Source organism: Microbacterium panaciterrae, from assembly GCF_039541635.1.
GTDB lineage: Bacteria > Actinomycetota > Actinomycetes > Actinomycetales > Microbacteriaceae > Microbacterium > Microbacterium panaciterrae.
The window spans coordinates 23,003-40,441 of sequence record NZ_BAABGP010000026.1 but is presented as its reverse complement, the minus strand read 5'-3'; the positions used below and the strand labels follow the sequence as shown (position 1 = coordinate 40,441).

The following is a 17,439-nucleotide window of genomic DNA, read 5'->3' as shown; positions in this document are numbered from 1 at the left end:
CTCGTTGGGCGAATCAAAACATCGTGTTGTCGTTCGCTGCGACCTCTGGCACAGCTTGCGCGGCACTCCAGTGCTCGACGATCCGAAGATCCCGCACGCGAAACAGGTCGACAACCGAGAGTCCACGATCCTCCGGGGAAAGCGTGTAGTGACTGTGGACGGCCACAAGGCCACCTTCGGCGATAACCCGTTTCGGTACGACGGATAGCTCCGGGTTGGTTTCGAAGTAGCCAGCCAGGTCCGCTCGCAGTCCGCGGCCGGTCTGCGGGACGTGGAGGGAGTGTTCTCTGTACTGCGGGGACGCAAATGCGTCGATGGTGTCGAGGTTCTTCTGTACAAGCACCTGATCCACGAAATCGCGCACGACCTCGGCGTTTTGGCGGGTGTACAAACGCTGCCCGACCTCGCGTGCTTCAGGCTCGCTCAACGCATCGAATGCATCATCCGCGAGAGCCTCCGGTATCTCTTGCAGGATGTCCCAGTGTTCCGCAATCTTTCCATCCTGGAAGCGGAAAATGTCAAAGACGGCCAGACCTGGTGTGCCCGGTACGGTGACACCGTGGGAGTGCAAGAGGGCGAAGTCGCCGTCTGTGAGGCCGTGCTCTTCCGTGTACGTCGCTTCGGGGAACTGTTGCTTCCACGCTGCTCCGAATGCCTTCATTGCCTCGGGGCCGTCTGGGGCAAGCGGGTTGTGCTGGATGTAGTCGGGCCGGACATGTGTGTCGACCTGACTTATGTCGCCCTCGGGTTCGAAGACGGAACGAAGGACGTTTGCTGAGATGGCATGCTTTCGGGTCTCTGCAACCGAGATCACGATCTTGCCCTTTGCGCTGCCCGATTCGCCGAGACGGTGCGCCGCTGCGGTCTCGCTCAATGGGAAGACCGCGTCAACGTGAGGGCGGAGTTGTCCGCCTTTTGCAAGCGCTGCAACGGCTCGGATGGAGCTGCTGTCTGCTTCGACTATGACCGCCGCGAATCGGATACCGCGTTGCGCAAACTCTGCTGCTTCACCGTCTTCCAGCGGCTGAGGTAGGAGCGAGACCAGGGTCCCACCGCGTCGGAGCATCCGTGCAGAGCGGCCTCTTGACTCCCGATCCAGCGAGACAGGATCCAGGACAACGTCGACATCTCGCAGCCCGAGAAGGAGGTCGGCGGAGTGGTAGTCGATCACCTCGTCGGCACCGAGTGACTTGACGAATTCATGTTTTGACGCACTTGCTGTCGCGATCACGAAGGCGCCCTGTGACTTGGCGATCTGAACGGCAAGATGTCCGACACCACCGCTCGCCCCGTGAATGAGCACCCGCTGGCCCGACTCGATCCCAGCCGTGTCAATGAGTGACTGGTAAGCCGTCATGGCGGCCAGCGGCAACGCAGCGGCGTGGACATGGTCAATGCCCGCTGGTTTCGGCGCAAACGCCCGGGCCGGCCCGACGACGTACTGGGCGTGCGCACCTACACCGTTCGGGTATGGCAGCATGCCAAAGACCTCGTCACCGGGCGCGAAGAGGGAGACCCCGACGCCCACTGATTCCACGACGCCGGCAACATCCCAACCGAGCACCAGGGGAAGCCGGTCGACGGTGGTCACGCGGGCACGGTTGGCCCAATCAGTGGCGTTCAGGCCAGACGCATGAACGGCGATGAGCACTTCGCCGATTCCTGGGCGCGGCTTTGGGACATCCACAAGGTGAAGTACGTCGGTCGAGCCGAGGGATTCCTGCTGCACAGCTTTCATGGTTTCCAAATCAGTCATGACTTCATTGTCGTAAGCGAGACCAAACTCGTAGGATGTCTTAATTGCCACTTAACGACGGGATCTTGCCATGACGCGCCAACACCGCGTAGTTGTTCTTGCTTTCGACGGGGTCTATCCGTTTGACCTAGGCATCCCCAGTCGCGTCCTCGGCGCGGCGGACGGCCGTTACGACGTCAAGACCTGCAGTTTCGACGGGCGTCCGGTTCGAACCAGCGCCGATTTTGATGTCAATGTGCGGCATTCTTCAGAGGTACTTCGACAGGCCGACACGGTGATCATTCCCGGATTCACAACAAACACACCCGACCTCGACGCCACCCGCAACGCAGCTCGCGCGCTGACGCGGGTGCGGCGGGGTACGCGGCTCGCCTCGATTTGCACCGGAGCGTTCGTCCTCGGGGCCGCTGGTCTCCTCGACGGAAAGCGAGCCACGACACACTGGGCGGCCGCACCGCTGTTCCGTCAGTGGTACCCCGCCGTTCACCTCGACCCCGATGCTCTGTTTGTGGATGAAGACAACACGTTGACCTCGGCCGGCGCTGCGGCGGGCGTTGACCTCTGCCTTCAACTCATTCGCAACGATCACGGGAATGAATTCGCCAATCATGTGGCGCGGATGTGCGTCGTGCCCGGTTGGCGTGAGGGGGGTCAGAGACCGTACATGGAGGGCAACCAAGCGACGAACCTCGCCGAGGGAACATCCGCGGTTCGTGAGTGGGCACGACGGAACCTGCACGAGGCAGTCAGTTTGACGGCCTTGGCCGACCAAGCCCATGTGAGTCAACGCACTCTGGCCCGGCGTTTCCAACACGAGTTGGGCATGAGCCCTGGACGCTGGCTAACCCAGGAGCGCATTCAGAGGGCACGTCAACTCTTGGAAACGACCAGCCAGGGAATCGACGAGATCGCAAGCCGCGTCGGCTTCGCAGGAGCGACATCGCTCCGCGAACACTTCCGAGCATCGGTCGGATTGACCCCGCAAGCGTACCGACGTTCTTTCCGAGACAGATAAGGCAGCCTCTTCTTGACGGGTCCGGTGCTTTGCGAGCAAGTCTCGCCTGTCACGCGATGCGCCCACTTCTACATCGCAGGTGTCACATGGACGTTTCCAGGACCGACTGCGCGCAGCAAAACTAACCGGGGATCCGCGTTGAGTGCATCGTGATTTGCGGAGGCGACTGTGCTGGGCCAGGCACAAGCGCTGGTCAGTCGAAACCCAGAGCGGGTGACGGCACGACTCGAACCCGGCCGCTTGTTATCTGTCGATCAGCACGCCGACCGCGTGCACGGTTTGTTCGATAATGTCCGCAGGATTCGATTCCTGCTCATAGATTCTTCGGAAGCTCACCGCCTCGATCATGCTGAAAATCACGTTTGCAAGAGCCTCGTCGGAAAGTGGAAGCTCCGTTGAATCCCGGCGGGCTGCGGCAACGAACGAGCGGTACAACCGTCGCAGGAGGGCGAACCGGTCCCGATATTCCGTGAGAGCGGATAGCTCTGCTTCAGGAAGCTGCATCACATAGATTTGATTGCGGCGGCTGGACTGCAGCAACGATGCTACATCCCACCGAACCATGCTTAGCAGCCGTTGGCGAGGGGTAAGAGTGGTGTCGTCCTCTAGCGAGTGCGCGGTCGCAATCGCCGGCTCAACCGTCTCCAGGAGCACTTCGCGGAGAATGTCAGATTTAGTTTTGAAGTGGTAGTACAGCGACGGTTGCCGGATCCCTACGGCGTCTGCAATATCCCGCGTCGAGGTCCCCGCGTAACCATTCATCACGAATAGGTTCTGGGCCGCGTCGAGGATCGCATCCCGCCCGACACGGCGCGAGCGTCTCGCCTGCGGGGCCAGGACGGGTGAAGAATCTCCCCTTCGGCGCGCATCACCTTCCACGGTCATACTGATCCGTTCTGTCGCCCAACCCAGCATGCGGCATCGTCAGCCGTTTGGTAACCCGCACGAAACATCTCGCGCCCTAAACTCAACCTATCACTTGAAAGGTAAAGTCCGGCGGCTGGCCGGCGGAAAGGCGCGAATGACATCCACGGAGCGCGCATCTCATTTCACCCAATCCGTCGGGGCCGCCCGGACTGACGCCCGATCTCGTGAAGGTTCGCAATCGGAGTTTCAAGTCTATGTTCCGGCATCGACATCACCATACGTTCCGCACGGCGTCCGTGCTCAGCAGTTGACCTGGTCCGAGATAGTCGCCCCCGGTGGATACGCTCATCGGGTCCTCGCCCGAGGGACCCGGTTGCGCTTCGACGACCCGACCGGCGATGCGTGTGCGCACGTCGTTCTCCTGAACGCGTTTGAGCCAACGGAGCGGCTCAACGTGGCAGACACGCAGAAGATTCCATGGCAGGCTTACGTCACCACGGGTCATCCGTTGCTCTCCGGCGACGGCCGGGTGCTCGCCACAGTGGTCGAAGATTCGTCGGCGCACCACGATGCATTCTGTGGCACAACGACGGCGACCTTCACGACCGCGAAATACGGTGCCCACCGACCCGAGTCCGCCTCCCCCGCCGGCCAGGATCTGCTCGCATTAGCGGCCGCGAAGCACGGCCTGACCCGGCGGGATGTTCCCCCGGGGGTTTCATTCTTCCAGGGAGTCCGAGTCGGGGGCGACGGCGAATTGCAGTTCCGGGGAAGCGCCGGTGCCGGCACGCACGTGGATCTGGTCGCCGAAATGCCCGTAATTGTGCTCCTAGCCAACGTTCCGCACCCCTTGGACCCACGGCCGGACTTTGTTGTCGGCCCGCTCCGCATCCACGCGTGGAGCGACACCGCGACTGGCCCCGACTCGGCATTCTGGGCGGCCACGCCGGAGCGAACCCGCGCTTACGAGAACACGCTCGACTATCTAATCGCACGAGGAGCAGCAGCATGACCTATCTGGGGACCGACCACCACGACCGCTTTGACGAAGGCACTCCTCTATCCGAGGGAGCCATCCTTGTGGACGAGCGCGTCCCTCCGCGCGCGCCCTGGTCCGCGACCATTCGGCGCGGACAGACGCTCACAATCGTCGATGTGGGGGGCAACCAGTCGGCAGACTTCCTCGCGTATGACGCCGAGGACACCTCCTATAGATACAGCACATCCGACACGCTCGCCTGGTCCGGGAATGCGTTCCTGAACACCGGCGTCGTCCTTCGCGCAAACGATGGCCTACCGCTGATGACGATCGTAGGAAACGAGATCGAACGCCAGGACACCATTGGTGGCGCCTGCAGCAAGGAATCGAACACGCTCCGTTACGGCCATCACACCTCGGCCGAGCATGCCTGCCGGGAGAACTTTCTCTTCGAAGGGGCCAAATACGGGCTCGGCGCCAGGGACTTGGTCTCGAACATCAACTGGTTTATGAACGTTCCGGTGGAAGCGGACGGAAGTTTGGGAATCGTGGACGGCCTCAGTGCACCGGGGAAGCGCGTCGCACTCCGTGCCGAACGCGATGTCCTCGTAATCGTCTCGAACTGCCCGCAGATAAACAACCCGTGCAACGACTTCGATCCAACCCCGCTGCACATGTACGTCACCGAGGAGGTGAGCGCATGAGCGCAGTCGACCGCGTGCTGCGCGCCTTCGCCGACATCGACCGGGTCGACAGGCCCGAAGTGTGGATCACACTTCGCGAACCCGACGACGTACTCGATGAAGCCCGCCAGATTGATGCGCGCGTTCAACGCGGCGAGACCTTGCCGCTGGCGGGACTCCTGGTGGCAGTGAAAGACAATGTCGACGTCGCTGGCTTGCCCACGACGGCGGGCGCCCCTACTTTCTCTCGACGACCTGACACCGACGCGACCGCCGTCGCCCGCCTACGCTCCGCGGGCGCTCTCGTCCTCGGCAAGACCAACCTCGATCAGTTTGCGACGGGCCTGAATGGGACAAGGAGCCCCTACGGTGCGGTCCGGAACGCATGGGACCCGCAACGAATCTCAGGCGGGTCAAGCTCGGGATCGGCCGTGGCGGTGGCACTCGGCCTCGTCGATGCCGCTCTCGGAACCGACACTGCCGGCTCTGGTCGGGTTCCCGCCGCCCTGAACGGCATCTGGGGCGTGAAGCCAACCAAGGGTCGCGTGCCGACGACCGGTGTCGTCCCCGCCTGCCGGACTCTCGATTGCGTCACGGTATTTGCCCAGAATCGACGTCTGGCAAGCTTCCTCGTCGCGATCATGACCGGCCCCGACGGGAAGGACCCTCGAGCCCGCCCAGCCGCCCAAACTCCCCAGACCCACGGGCGGGTCGGCATCCCCACTGCGGCGACCCTGGGCGAACTCGACGATGGCTGGGCTGCCGCGTTCCAACGAGCCGTGACGCGCTTCGAGCAGGCCGGTTACGACATTGTGGAACTGGACATTGGGCCGCTGCTCGAGGCGGCGAGCCTTCTGTACGACGGAGCATTTGTCGCCGAACGGTACACCGCGGTCGGCGCCGAGATCGAAAGCCATCCCGACCAGATCGGAATCACCCTGGATGCCACCGTCGCCAGGATCATCCTCGACGGCGCCCGACCAACCGCTGCCGAGCTGTTCCGGGACATCGAACGCCTCGACCTGCTGCGCATGGCCGCCGACGAACTGCTCGCCGGGATCGACTGCCTGCTCACGCCGACCACGACCGGGCACCCCACCATCGCGGAGATGCACGCTGATCCGGTCGGCGCGAACTCCCGACTTGGCCGGTTCACCAACTTTGCCAACCTCCTCGACATGGCGTCGCTCGCCGTCCCGGCCGGAACCATCGACGGGCTCCCGTTCGGCGTGATGCTCACCGGGCCCGCCTGGTCCGATGACACGCTCGCCGCAATCGCGGACACAGCCCTCGAAACGCACGTGGAACTGTTCGTTGCCGGCGCCCACCTGACAGGCGAACCGTTGAACTACCAGCTCACATCGCTCGGCGCTCGATTCCAAGCCGCCACCACGACGGCTCCCCGGTACCGGCTTCACGCGTTGCCCACCTCACCTCCGAAGCCTGCCCTGTCTGTCGCCGAGGGCGGCGAGGCCATCGAAGGAGAGATCTGGGAGGTCCCGAGCGGTCAATTCGGGACGTTCATCGCACTGGTGCCGCCGCCCTTGGCAATCGGCACCGTCGATCTCGCGGACGGACGAGCGGTCAAGGGATTCATCGGCGCCGCCGGAGCAATCACCGATGCTCTCGACATCTCCGCCTCTCGAAGCTGGCGCAGCTGGTTGCGTGAGCAAGCGCCCCTCAGCTGAGCATAAACCGCAACGGCCCCGACGTCTCGTCGGGGCCGTTGCGCATCCCGCAGCGAACGCCCCGAGAAGGCATCCAGTAAACCGAAACACAAGTGTAACCAGCCCGACACGCGCCGTAACTATCGATCGATAGGCTTTTTTTATCCCGACCGATCAAGGAGATTCCCGTGCGAAAGATTCAACGAAATGCGCTCGCACTCATCAGCGGTGGCGTGGTGGCTGTCCTCACACTCACGGCCTGCACAGCCGGCGGCGGCTCGAAGGACGAAGCGGTGGGCGACACGTCAACACTGCGGATGGCGTTCTACCAAGACATCAGCACCCCGGACCCCGACACCGCATATAACGGGTCCGAGCTCAACCTCGTCAACAGCGCCTACGAAGGTCTCGTGGGATACGAGCCCGGCAACAGCAATGACAAGATCACCGGCGTCCTCGCGACAAGCTGGACGGAAAAGGACAACACCGTCTTCACCTTCAAGTTACGCAAAGGCGTCACCTTCCACGACGGAACCTCCTTCACCTCGGCTGCCATCAAGGCGTCATTCGACCGTCGCACGGCTGTCGGTCAAGGCCCCGCCTACATGGTCGCTGGCGTCAAGGATGTGGCCACCCCGGACCCCAACACAGCGGTAATCACGTTAAAGGCGCCCAACACGGCGTTCCTACCGCTGCTAGCGTCACCGTTCGGTCCGAAAATGGTCAGCCCCACCGCGATCAAAGCACACGCCGCCAACAACGGCACCTCCTGGTTCGCCAACCACGACGCCGGGACCGGGCCTTACACCTACGGGCAGTTCGATAAGGGAACCTCCTACCAACTCAACCGGTATGCGAACTACTGGGGCCCAGCTCCGGCATACAAAACAGTGAACTTCTCCGTGGTCACAAGCCAGTCCAGCTTGCAGCTTCAGTTGCAGGGCGGACAGCTCGACGGGCTGACCACGGACCTCGACAAGTTGACCCGCGCCGCATACGACAAGCAGCCGTCGTTGAAGGTCACGACGTGGGCCAGCACCCTGAACCCAACCCTGTTCGTCAATCCGAAATCTGCGTTCTTCACCGACGCGGGAACCCGCCGCAAGTTCCTGTCCGGCATTGACCTGAGCACTCTCGTTTCCGACGCCCTGGGTGGCATCGCGAAGCCGAGTGACGGCGTGTTCCCTGCAGCAGTTCTTCCCGCTGCGCTCAACAAGAAGGACCTGACCTACAGCGCGTCCGCGTGGCGCGAGTTTGCTTCCAGATTGAACAACCGCACGATCAAGATCGGCTACGCCACCCCCGATCTCGTGGCGAAAGCGTTGTCGGACAACCTTGTTGCCGAACTCGGGAAGGCCGGCATCAAGGCGCAAAGCATCGGATTCGGGACCGGAACGTACTACACGGCGATGAGTTCCGCTGACGCTCCGGACCTGACCATCTTCAACGGATTCCCCGACACGGTGTCCCCCGAAGCGTGGGCCCGCGTGTTCTACACCCCCACTGGTGGACTGGATCTGTTCGGGGCGTCTGTCCCAGGAATGGACACGCTGCTCGACGAAGGGCTGCGGACCGGAAACCCCGACGCATACGCGCAAGTCGTTCAGCAGGTGAACGGATCCGGTTTGTGGTTCTCGCTTGCGTCGCTTCGCGGGACCGCGATCTTCTCAACCAAAGTCGCCGGCGCGGATAAGGCATTCAACCCAGTCATCACGGGGCTGATCGACTACGCGAAACTGGAGCCGACACGATGACAAGCGCAGCCCGTGTCGCCGACCTCAGCATCACCTACCTTTCCGCAGGAACCGCTGTCCACGCGGTGGACGGTGTCAGCTTCAGTCTCGCCCCCGGACAATGCCTCGGCCTGGTCGGAGAGTCCGGCTCAGGCAAGAGCACCGTCGGGTCGGCGCTACAAGGACTCCTCACACGCGAACCTCACGTGCGGGCGTCAGGGACGATCGACATCGGCGGCACCCGGCTGGACCCCGTGGATGACCGCGGGTGGGGCCGCGTTCGGGGCCACCAAGTCACCACCGTGTTCCAAGACCCGATGGCATCGCTGGATCCGTTGATGACGATCGGGCGGATGATGGACCGGGTCACCGGGAGTCGGGAGGAAACAATCCGGTGGCTGCAGGAAGTGGAGATCCGGAAGCCAGAGGCTGTAGCCGTCAGCTACCCGCACCAGCTATCCGGTGGGATGCGGCAGCGCGTGATGATTGCGCTTGCCCTCTCCCGACGGCCATCGGTGCTGATTGCTGACGAAGCAACGACCGCATTGGATGTCGGCGTGCAGGCCCAAATCCTCACCCTCCTCCACCGCGAGCGGGAACGCCTCGGCTGCGCAGTCATATTCATCACCCACGACCTCGGCGTTGCCAGCGCCATGTGTGACGACGTCGCCGTCATGCACCAGGGCCGCATCGTCGAGAAGAATACCGCGACCACGGTGTTCACTGCCCCTGCACACCCCTACACTCGGCGCCTCATGGCGTCACGAATCACCCTGACTACGGACCGCGCACGCCCCGTCGGCGAACCCGAGTCGACCGTGATCGCATCAATCACCGAGAACATGTCACAGGCTACGTCTCCCGACGTTGCCTCCCGGTGGGAGAGCGGCGCCTTCACATGGGGGGATCTGACCCCGACCCGGCGGACGGACTCGACCGGCACTGTGCTCCAGCTCGCTGACGTGACCAAAAGCTTCCCGACTGGCGGCATCTTCAAACGCCAGCACACCGATGTCCTCCACGGAGTCAGCTTCCATGTCACCGACAACGAGAGCGTTGCCCTCGTGGGCGAAAGCGGCTCCGGGAAGTCGACGATCCTCCGGATCGCCGCCGGCCTCGAAACCGTCAGCTCCGGAACTATCACCACGGTCGACCCGGCTCACATCCAGGTCATCTTCCAAGACGCTGGGTCCTCCCTCACCCCGTGGATGACAGTTCGACAACTCCTGACGGAGCGGCTCCGGAACACTCCAGACGGCAGGTCGCTCACCGCCGGGCAGACCACCGTGCGGATCGAGACGGCGTTGGAGCGGGTGGCACTGCCGCTCTCCGCGCTCGACTGCCGCCCGGGGCAACTGTCCGGTGGGCAACGGCAACGTGTCGCGATCGCCCGCGCCGTCGTCGTTCCGCCACGCATCCTGCTCTGCGACGAACCGACCAGCGCTCTCGATGTGTCCGTCGCTTGCACTGTCCTTAATCTGCTCAACGTCCTACGACACACCCTCGGCATCTCGATTCTGTTCGTCACTCACGATCTCGCCGCTGCCCGGATCATCTCCGACCGCGTCTTGGTCATCGAAAATGGCCGGATCGTGGAAACCGTCGCCTCCGGGGAACTACAAGAAGCCATGACCAGTCCCTACGGGAAAGGACTCCTCGATGCCGTTCTCGCTTGATGCCGCCGCCTTCAACCCCCTGCCCCGACGGCGATTCGCTCTCCGGGTGCCAAGGTTCGCTCACTGGGCGTTCGGTGACATGGTTGGCACCAGTCTGCTCATCGTGGTGGTGGTGATCGCCCTCATCGGCCCCGTTTTGACGCCGTATCAGGCGACCGTGCCCAGCGGCGGCGCATTCCTGGTCCCGGGCTCGCCCCAACATCTCCTCGGCACGGATGACCTCGGCTACGACGTATTCACCCGCGTGCTCGTCGGACTGCGCACCAGCCTGTTCGCCGCGCTCGCTGTGACAATCGGCAGCGCCATCTTCGGAATGATCCTCGGCACCCTCTCGGGGTTTCTGGGGGGATGGGTCGATTCCGTCCTGATGCGTGTCACGGACCTGTTCCTCGCACTCCCGGCGACTATCGTCGCCATGGCGATCGCCGCCGGCCTCGGCCCGAGCCTGAGCAGTTCGATGATCGGGATCGCCATCGTCTGGTGGCCGTTGTACGCCCGGGTGGTCCGCGGTGAAGTGCGTCGGGTCGCGACCAGCCTCCACGTACAAGCCGCCAGGATGTCCGGAACCCGCGGGATACCACTCGTCGTGCGCCACATCATGCCCACCGTGCTACCAACGGTCGTCGTCACCTCGAGCCTCGACATCGGCGGTGTCATCATGACCCTGGCATCGCTGGCCTTCATCGGGCTGGGCACACCAGCACCTGCCCCCGAACTCGGGCTCATGGCCTCCTCGGGGCTGCAGTTCGTCCTGAATGCGTGGTGGGTCGCGATAATGCCCGCCGCGGCCGTGGGCATCCTCGCCCTGCTGTTCAACTACTTCGGCGACGCCATGCGCAAAGCGCTGCGCGGACAAGGAGCGTGACTGGTGGTCCGATTCATTATCAACCGCGTCGGTTCCCTAATCGGCGTGCTGATCGTCCTGAGCATCGTCGTCTTCGTAGTCCAACGAATCAGCGGAGCCGACCCCGTCCGCTCCTATCTCGGCGCGAACTCCTCTGCCGCCGCGGTCGAACGGATGCGCGAACATCTTGGCCTAGACCAGCCACTGTTCAAACAGTACCTCGACTACGTGTGGAACGCGCTCCACGGCAATCTCGGCTTGTCACTGAGCACCCAGCGACCCGTCACCACCGAACTGGCCGCGCGGGTACCCGCCACCTTCGAACTGGCGATCTGGGCGATCACGCTGTCGGTGATCATCGCCATCGTCCTTTCCCGCCTCTGCAGCGTGAGGGGATGGGGTGGTGGCATCATCCGTTTCGTCTTCTTCAGTGCTGCCTCGGCGCCTTCCTTCCTGCTCGCCACAGCCGGTCTACTGCTGTTCTTCGGCCAGCTGCACGTCCTCCCCGCCCAAGGCCGAACGTCGTTTCCGCCGCTGACCGGGCCGACCGGGTTCTACGTCCTTGACGGTCTTCTCGATGGTGACCCGCTGTACGCATGGGATGCTGCGCAGCATCTGTTCCTCCCGGCGCTCGCGGCAAGCATCGGGCCCGGCATCGCTCTCGCCCGCGTCTTGGCCGACGGCCTCGACACCGGAGCGAAATCGGGCTACGCCAAGACGGCACGCTCGCTCGGAGAGACCGAGGGCGCCATCCTGTTTCGGCACTCCCTCCGGAATGCCTCATCCCCTGCGATGTCGTTTCTTGGTGTCCAGATTGGTCTGATGCTCTCCAGTCTCGTCGTCGTCGAGCAGATTTTCTCCTGGAACGGATTAGGACAGTACCTGACCGCCGCGATCAGCGTCGCCGACCTCGCCTCGGTCGCCGCGATCAGCCTGATCCTCGGTGGCGCCTACGTGCTGATCAACTCCATCGTGGACATCCTTCTCGCCGTCGTCGACCCACGGTTGCGAACGCTGTGACCCCGACGCTCTTAGCCCGTCAATACCCTCTCCCACGAACCACCGCATAGAAGGAAGCAATATGGAATCCATGGCCACGGCAGAAGCCACGCCCATCCAGGTCACCGACATCACTCCGGGTGACGATCTGAAACCCGTCGGACACGCCGTCCTCGTCGTCGTCGACATCCAAGGCGGTGATGTTGAGTTCCCCGACGATCTGGGTCCCGATATCGATGCTGACTACATCAAGGCGGGGCACGCGGTCCGCAACCCTAAGGCCGTAGAGCTGGTCGCGAACTTCCGCTCCGTAGGGCAGCCGGTCGTGTTCATCCAGGAGGTGCACAAGCCCTCACTGGTCGACATCGGACGCGAGCTCGACGGTTCCGAGGGGCCGCACGCGCTGGAGGGTGATCCCGCGACCGAGCTGATTCCCGGTCTGGAACCGCGTTCGGAGGAGTACCTCATTCAGAAGCGACGTTACTCGTCCTTCTACGGCACTCAGCTCGACATCGTGCTCCGCGGCTACAAGGCCGAAACGGTGATCCTCATCGGCGGCATGACTGACGTCTGTGTGCACTACACCGCCGTCGACGCCCACCAATTCGACTACCACATTCGCGCAATCCCAGAGCTGTGCGTCGGGTCGACGCTTCGGGCGCACGAAGCGGCTCTGCGCGCAATCAAGTATCTCCAGCGGGACGCCCTCGTCACGCTCGACGCCGTCAACGACTGGCTCGCAATCGCTCCCGCCCCGGCGCCCTCGCCCGCCGCCCAGCTCGTCTAAACGAAAGAAGAAACTCGCATGCACATTACAGGCTCGACCGTACTCATCGTCGTCGACTTCCAGGGAGGCTCGATCGACCACATCCCCGACGGCCAGCAGCCCACTGCCGACCATTTCGAACGTGTCGCCATGCGCGACCGAGCCAAAGCCCTCATCAGCCAGTGCCGGGACACGGACATTCCCGTCGTCTGGATCCAGGAAGTCCACAAACCGCATTTGCAGGATATCGGTCGCGAGCTCGACGGCTCCGAAGGTCCGCATTGCGTCGAGGGATGGGAAGGCACCCCCATTGCGGACGGTCTCGTCCCGACCGCCGATGAATTCCACATCCCCAAACGGCGCTACTCCGCGTTCTTCGGGACTGAACTCGACATCGTCCTCAAGGCGTACAAGGCCGAATCGGTGATCCTCATCGGCGGCTTCACCGACATCTGCGTCCTGTACACCGCCATCGACGCCCACCAACGCGACTTCCATGTCCGCGTCGTCACCGACATCGTCGGCGGTTCCTCGAAGCAGGCACACGACGACGCCCTCGAGATGGTGCGTTACGTCCAGCGCAACTCACTCGTCACCAGTGACGACGTCTCGGCATGGCTGGCCCAGCAGCCCGCCCTCGTCTAGTCCTGCACCACCGGCCTCCCCGGCATCACCCCCGCGCGTGAGGCGAGCCCGTCCGAGCACCGGCTCGCCTCACCGCTGTGCCCGCAATAAGAAGGCATCACCATGACTTCCACCCCCACACTCTTCGGCCTCCCCCGTCTGTTCTGGGTCGAGTGGGTCACCTCCTTCGTCGGATCCGCGGGTCGTTTCGTCATCCCGTTTATGTCGTCCTATCTGACTATCGAGCAGGGGTTGTCTCCCGCGGCGGCGGGCGTCATCGTCTCGTTTTACGGCGTCGGCGGGATCGCGTCGGCGCTGTTCGGCGCCTTCCTCTCCGACCGTTTCGGTCGTGTCCCCGTCATAGTGACCGGCTACCTCCTCTCCGCCGGCGCACTCGTCAGCGTGCCATTCCTTCAAACACCGTTCTGGTTGGCAGCGAGCCTGCTGCTGTTCGGTATCACGTCGAATGTCGCCCTGCCAGCCCTCGCCGCCCTGATCGCCGATATCGTCCCGCCGAAAAGCCAGGCACGCGCCTACATGCTGCACACGTGGGGCCTGAACCTCGGATTCATCGTCGGGCCGCTCCTGGCCGCAGCGATTCTCGCCCACGGATTCGCCCCCATGTTCTGGATCGAAGCCGCAACCCTGGTCTCCGTTGCCGCTGTCCTGGGGTTCACCATCGGGCCGGCGGTGAAACGCAGCAAGCACGCCGGTCTCTCCTCCGGGCCGGTCCGCGCCGTCGAAGCGTACAAACAAGTTGCGACTGACTGGCTCTTCCTTGGCCTGGTTGGCCTTGTACTGATCTACACCAGCGTGTATTTCCAGAGCACTAGTAGCCTCCCGGTCGCCATGCATCAACAAGGACTTCCTCCTCAGACATTTGCCCTCCTGTTATCGATGAACGGCGTGCTCCTGTGCCTCCTCCAAGTACCCATGATCAGAGTCTTGGAGAAGTTGCCCAAGGCGGTGACTCTGGGCGTGGCACTGGTTGTCACTGCGCTCGGCTTCGCAGTCCTGGCCAACGCGCACACGGAGTGGCAGTACGCGATCGCGACGGCCATCTGGAGCATCGGCGAGCTCGGCACCTTCCCGATCGCTGCCGCGCTGGCATCCTCGCTCGCGCCGGCCCGACTCCGCGGCACCTACCAAGGGTTCTACAACCTGACTTGGTCAGGAGGGCTCGCACTCGCACCCGTTGCCGGAGGCTTCGTGCTGTCCGCCACCAATGCGACTACCCTATGGTGGCTGTGCACCGGCGCCCTTGTACTTGGTGGTCTTGGGTTCCTCGTCGGCCGCAGTCGCTTCCGCCGGCGAGAGGAAACCTCAGACGTCGCCACCGACGCAGGAAGGGTCTCAGCTACGGCTCCATGACAGGCATAGAGCCTCGCGCATTCGGCCGCCGAATCGCAAATGTCATTTCTGCACTCGCTGCGGGCGTAGCACGGAATCGACCATGGGCTGACGGCGCACACCAGGGTCCTGCATTTCGACCAACGACCGTATTCACCAGTATCTCGAGCGGGGATGCCAAGAACGTGGGGACTAGACCTAGGTCGCCGGATGGGGTCGACGGGCAAGGACACTCGAGGCCCCTAGAACGGCCACGGTATGAATCCTTCGGCGCGCACGTTCCAGTCGTCTGGGAACAGAGGGGTCGCGTCCGGACCGGCCGTCGCCATGAATGAGATTGCCGCGAGCAGGGCGCCGTTGGACGGCAAGTAGACGGGCAGCAACGAGCCCAATTGCGGGTTGTGCCCTATCTCAGTGAATCGGTTCTTGACTGCCTCGCGAGTGAGTACGTCAACCGCCAACTCGCCGTGACCGAGCCGTGCGGCGGTCATGGCCATGACGGGATAGTCCCAGCCGAACGCGGTGCTCCAGTCCCAATTCTGCAGAACGTCTTGCAGCGTGGCGAACATTGTTTCTGGATCGATAAGTGGGGTGGGGGGTACAACCCCCAGCGCCGCGAGGAGGGAAGGGTGATCGTCGCGGCGCAGATAGGGCGGTGTAGCGATCGCTTGATAGCGCCCGTCCCGCACGCACGGCGTCGCCAAGCGGTGCTGCACGTCTGTCCAGTCATTGCGCCGGGCCGCACCGGTTCGCTCACGCCAGCGTTGTGCTATCTCCAAACCCCACCACCAGTACGCAAGCTCAAAGGTCGGATCCTCGGAGGTGCGGGCGTCGTAATACTCCTGCGCGGGCATCACGGGCGGACCGAGATGGAACAGCCCATCCCTCTCCTCCACGAAGGCCCCCATAAAGGTAGCGGTGTCGTCGACGAGGGTTGCGAACCGTTCGAGCAGCTGCGTCCGATGCACTGGTGTTCCTGCACCCCAGGCTAGTTCGAGCATGTAGAGGATGTGGGGTTGCTGCCAGATCAGTAGGGATCCGATCTCGCTTGGACTCTCGCGACCATCGGGTCCGACCTGCTTGGGCCAGCGTGCGCCAGGGTAGCCCTGACGTGCTGCGGTCTGACGCGCCATGTCGAGGATAGATAGGTACCACGGAAGGCTTCGCTCCATCAAGTCGGATCGACCCCACCCAGCGAAATGCGCAGCATGCCAGAAGTGCATCTCCAGGTGGAACTTTCCGTGCCACGAGTTTGTTATCAATCCCGTTTCCTGCGGCGGAAGGAGCCCAGACGAGTTCACTTTCGTGAGGTATTGGGACAGGACGACTCGTCGCTCCAGTTCGAAAGCGCGGTGGTCGTCTTCCGCAACCAGTTCAATTGCCGCTCCCGATTCCCAAAAGTCTCGCCAGCTTGCCCTGGAACTCTCCATGATGTCCGCGAACGAGCCGACTGCAGCAAGGCGTGAACGGTCCGGTGCGAACTGAACCGTCAGGAGGATTGAGTCGGCCGGGGTGGTGAGTTCGAACCGGTGCGCAGCAACCTCTCGGAGTGTGCCCGAATCGAATCGAATCTCCTCGACATAGGTGCTGTTATCAAGCTTTCGCGTTATGGTTGCTCGCCCGTTTTCCACGATCTCAAGCTCGGACGTGTGGCGCTCGACGGAGAACCAATCGCCGGTATCCAGGAAGCCCTCACTTCCGTAAGGGAAACTGAAACCAATGGCCAACCTGCCGTCGGCTAGAAGCGGTGAGGCAACTCGAAACGCGACTGTGTCCGTGTCTGGAGATGCAACAGTTTCCACCGTGACCGTGTGTTCAGAGAAGGTGAAGCTGCTCGCCACTACGCCCGCCCAGAGATCGAGCGATTGTGTCCCGTCTGTGATTCGGGCAGGGTCCGTGACGGGGTCCGAACTAACCGACTCGCGAAGCACCAAGCCGATGCGGCCGAGATCCAGACGGTGCGGGTTCGCGTGCAGCCACGCACCCGCTTCGAACCCCTCGGCCACCTGTCCTTCCGCGGTGAAGGCGTACCGGTCGGGATAGGACACCGTCCCCCGAGCCGTCTGATATTCAGTCATCGCGTCATCGAGGACATAGTTCTCGGGATTGGGCATCTCGTGCCACGCCCAGTTCGACATGGTCGCGGTGTTCACCGTTGGCGCGGCAACAAACGCGTCTACTGGGTTCCCATTGGCATGTCGCATCGCCTCGTTCCACGCCGCGGATTGATCGTGGAAATCAGGGAACGTCTGCATTCCGGTGAGGTCAAGCGAGTAGGCGAAGTCCCCATTGCCGACCGTCAGGACATGCTCCGGATCAAGCCCTTCAATCAACACGTTGTGACGAGAAATGAGGCTCTCGCGATCAATCCCGTTCGCTTTCGCCTTGCTTTCGCCCATTTCAACTTCCACCTTGTCGTCTCCGTTAGCCGAGAACTTTGGGTCTCGCACTCACTTGGCGCCTGCGGGCGTCGGGCGAGC

At 63.0% G+C, this 17,439-nt stretch carries 14 protein-coding genes; 11 read left to right on the top strand and 3 right to left on the bottom strand.

What is annotated here, in order from left to right:
- Positions 1-13 precede the first annotated feature (13 nt).
- A complete protein-coding gene (locus tag ABD882_RS17975; RefSeq protein WP_345188840.1) occupies positions 14-1,756 on the bottom strand; it encodes a nuclear transport factor 2 family protein in 1,743 nt (580 codons plus the stop codon).
- A gap of 70 nt (positions 1,757-1,826) precedes the next feature.
- On the opposite strand from ABD882_RS17975, the gene ABD882_RS17970 reads away from it, so the two are divergent.
- Positions 1,827-2,771 (top strand): GlxA family transcriptional regulator, encoded by a 945-nt coding sequence (locus ABD882_RS17970; RefSeq protein WP_345188839.1) that lies wholly within the window; start codon positions 1,827-1,829, stop codon positions 2,769-2,771.
- 243 nt (positions 2,772-3,014) lie between these two features.
- Here ABD882_RS17970 and ABD882_RS17965 read toward each other — a convergent pair whose 3' ends face one another.
- Positions 3,015-3,686, bottom strand: coding sequence for a TetR/AcrR family transcriptional regulator (locus tag ABD882_RS17965; RefSeq protein ID WP_345188838.1), 672 nt, complete (start codon positions 3,684-3,686; stop codon positions 3,015-3,017).
- Between ABD882_RS17965 and ABD882_RS17960 the strand changes: the two genes are divergently transcribed.
- The 10 genes from ABD882_RS17960 (at position 3,685) to ABD882_RS17915 (ending at position 14,980) form a co-directional block, all read left to right on the top strand.
- The gene (locus tag ABD882_RS17960; protein WP_345188837.1) at positions 3,685-4,650 is read left to right on the top strand and encodes an urea amidolyase associated protein UAAP1; all 966 of its coding nucleotides are present in this window, start codon (positions 3,685-3,687) and stop codon (positions 4,648-4,650) included. The two genes, ABD882_RS17965 and ABD882_RS17960, sit on opposite strands and share 2 nt — an antisense overlap.
- A complete protein-coding gene (locus ABD882_RS17955; RefSeq protein ID WP_345188836.1) occupies positions 4,647-5,321 on the top strand; it encodes an urea amidolyase associated protein UAAP2 in 675 nt (224 codons plus the stop codon). Before ABD882_RS17960 ends, ABD882_RS17955 begins: the two co-directional genes overlap by 4 nt.
- On the top strand, positions 5,318-6,988 hold the full coding sequence (atzF, locus tag ABD882_RS17950; RefSeq protein WP_345188835.1) for an allophanate hydrolase: 1,671 nt from the start codon (positions 5,318-5,320) through the stop codon (positions 6,986-6,988). Before ABD882_RS17955 ends, atzF begins: the two co-directional genes overlap by 4 nt.
- A 167-nt stretch (positions 6,989-7,155) precedes the next feature.
- Positions 7,156-8,721: an ABC transporter substrate-binding protein gene (locus ABD882_RS17945; protein ID WP_345188834.1), complete on the top strand. Its 1,566-nt coding sequence runs from the start codon at positions 7,156-7,158 to the stop codon at positions 8,719-8,721.
- On the top strand, positions 8,718-10,376 hold the full coding sequence (locus ABD882_RS17940) for an ATP-binding cassette domain-containing protein (RefSeq protein WP_345188833.1): 1,659 nt from the start codon (positions 8,718-8,720) through the stop codon (positions 10,374-10,376). Before ABD882_RS17945 ends, ABD882_RS17940 begins: the two co-directional genes overlap by 4 nt.
- A gap of 103 nt (positions 10,377-10,479) precedes the next feature.
- On the top strand, positions 10,480-11,241 hold the full coding sequence (locus ABD882_RS17935) for an ABC transporter permease (protein ID WP_345188832.1): 762 nt from the start codon (positions 10,480-10,482) through the stop codon (positions 11,239-11,241).
- Between the two features lie 3 nt (positions 11,242-11,244).
- Positions 11,245-12,240 (top strand): ABC transporter permease, encoded by a 996-nt coding sequence (locus ABD882_RS17930; protein ID WP_345188831.1) that lies wholly within the window; start codon positions 11,245-11,247, stop codon positions 12,238-12,240.
- 61 nt (positions 12,241-12,301) lie between these two features.
- Entirely contained in the window at positions 12,302-13,006 is a 705-nt protein-coding gene (locus tag ABD882_RS17925) for a cysteine hydrolase family protein (RefSeq protein ID WP_345188830.1), read from the top strand.
- A gap of 18 nt (positions 13,007-13,024) precedes the next feature.
- Entirely contained in the window at positions 13,025-13,630 is a 606-nt protein-coding gene (locus ABD882_RS17920) for a cysteine hydrolase family protein (protein WP_345188829.1), read from the top strand.
- Between the two features lie 102 nt (positions 13,631-13,732).
- The gene (locus ABD882_RS17915; RefSeq protein WP_345188828.1) at positions 13,733-14,980 is read left to right on the top strand and encodes an MFS transporter; all 1,248 of its coding nucleotides are present in this window, start codon (positions 13,733-13,735) and stop codon (positions 14,978-14,980) included.
- Positions 14,981-15,201: 221 nt separating this feature from the next.
- Here the strand turns inward: ABD882_RS17915 and ABD882_RS17910 are convergent, their stop codons facing one another.
- On the bottom strand, positions 15,202-17,358 hold the full coding sequence (locus ABD882_RS17910; RefSeq protein ID WP_345188827.1) for a hypothetical protein: 2,157 nt from the start codon (positions 17,356-17,358) through the stop codon (positions 15,202-15,204).
- Positions 17,359-17,439: the final 81 nt, after the last annotated feature.

Excerpts from the sequence above, each read along its gene's own strand:
- ABD882_RS17975 (WP_345188840.1), bottom strand. The coding sequence starts at position 1,756 with ATGACTGATTTGGAAACCATGAAAGCTGTGCAGCAGGAATCCCTCGGC.
- ABD882_RS17970 (WP_345188839.1), top strand. The coding sequence starts at position 1,827 with ATGACGCGCCAACACCGCGTAGTTGTTCTTGCTTTCGACGGGGTCTAT.
- ABD882_RS17960 (WP_345188837.1), top strand. The coding sequence starts at position 3,685 with ATGCGGCATCGTCAGCCGTTTGGTAACCCGCACGAAACATCTCGCGCC.
- ABD882_RS17965 (WP_345188838.1), bottom strand. The coding sequence starts at position 3,686 with ATGCTGGGTTGGGCGACAGAACGGATCAGTATGACCGTGGAAGGTGAT.
- ABD882_RS17955 (WP_345188836.1), top strand. The coding sequence starts at position 4,647 with ATGACCTATCTGGGGACCGACCACCACGACCGCTTTGACGAAGGCACT.
- atzF (WP_345188835.1), top strand. The coding sequence starts at position 5,318 with ATGAGCGCAGTCGACCGCGTGCTGCGCGCCTTCGCCGACATCGACCGG.
- ABD882_RS17940 (WP_345188833.1), top strand. The coding sequence starts at position 8,718 with ATGACAAGCGCAGCCCGTGTCGCCGACCTCAGCATCACCTACCTTTCC.
- ABD882_RS17925 (WP_345188830.1), top strand. The coding sequence starts at position 12,302 with ATGGAATCCATGGCCACGGCAGAAGCCACGCCCATCCAGGTCACCGAC.
- ABD882_RS17920 (WP_345188829.1), top strand. The coding sequence starts at position 13,025 with ATGCACATTACAGGCTCGACCGTACTCATCGTCGTCGACTTCCAGGGA.
- ABD882_RS17915 (WP_345188828.1), top strand. The coding sequence starts at position 13,733 with ATGACTTCCACCCCCACACTCTTCGGCCTCCCCCGTCTGTTCTGGGTC.
- ABD882_RS17910 (WP_345188827.1), bottom strand. The coding sequence starts at position 17,358 with ATGGGCGAAAGCAAGGCGAAAGCGAACGGGATTGATCGCGAGAGCCTC.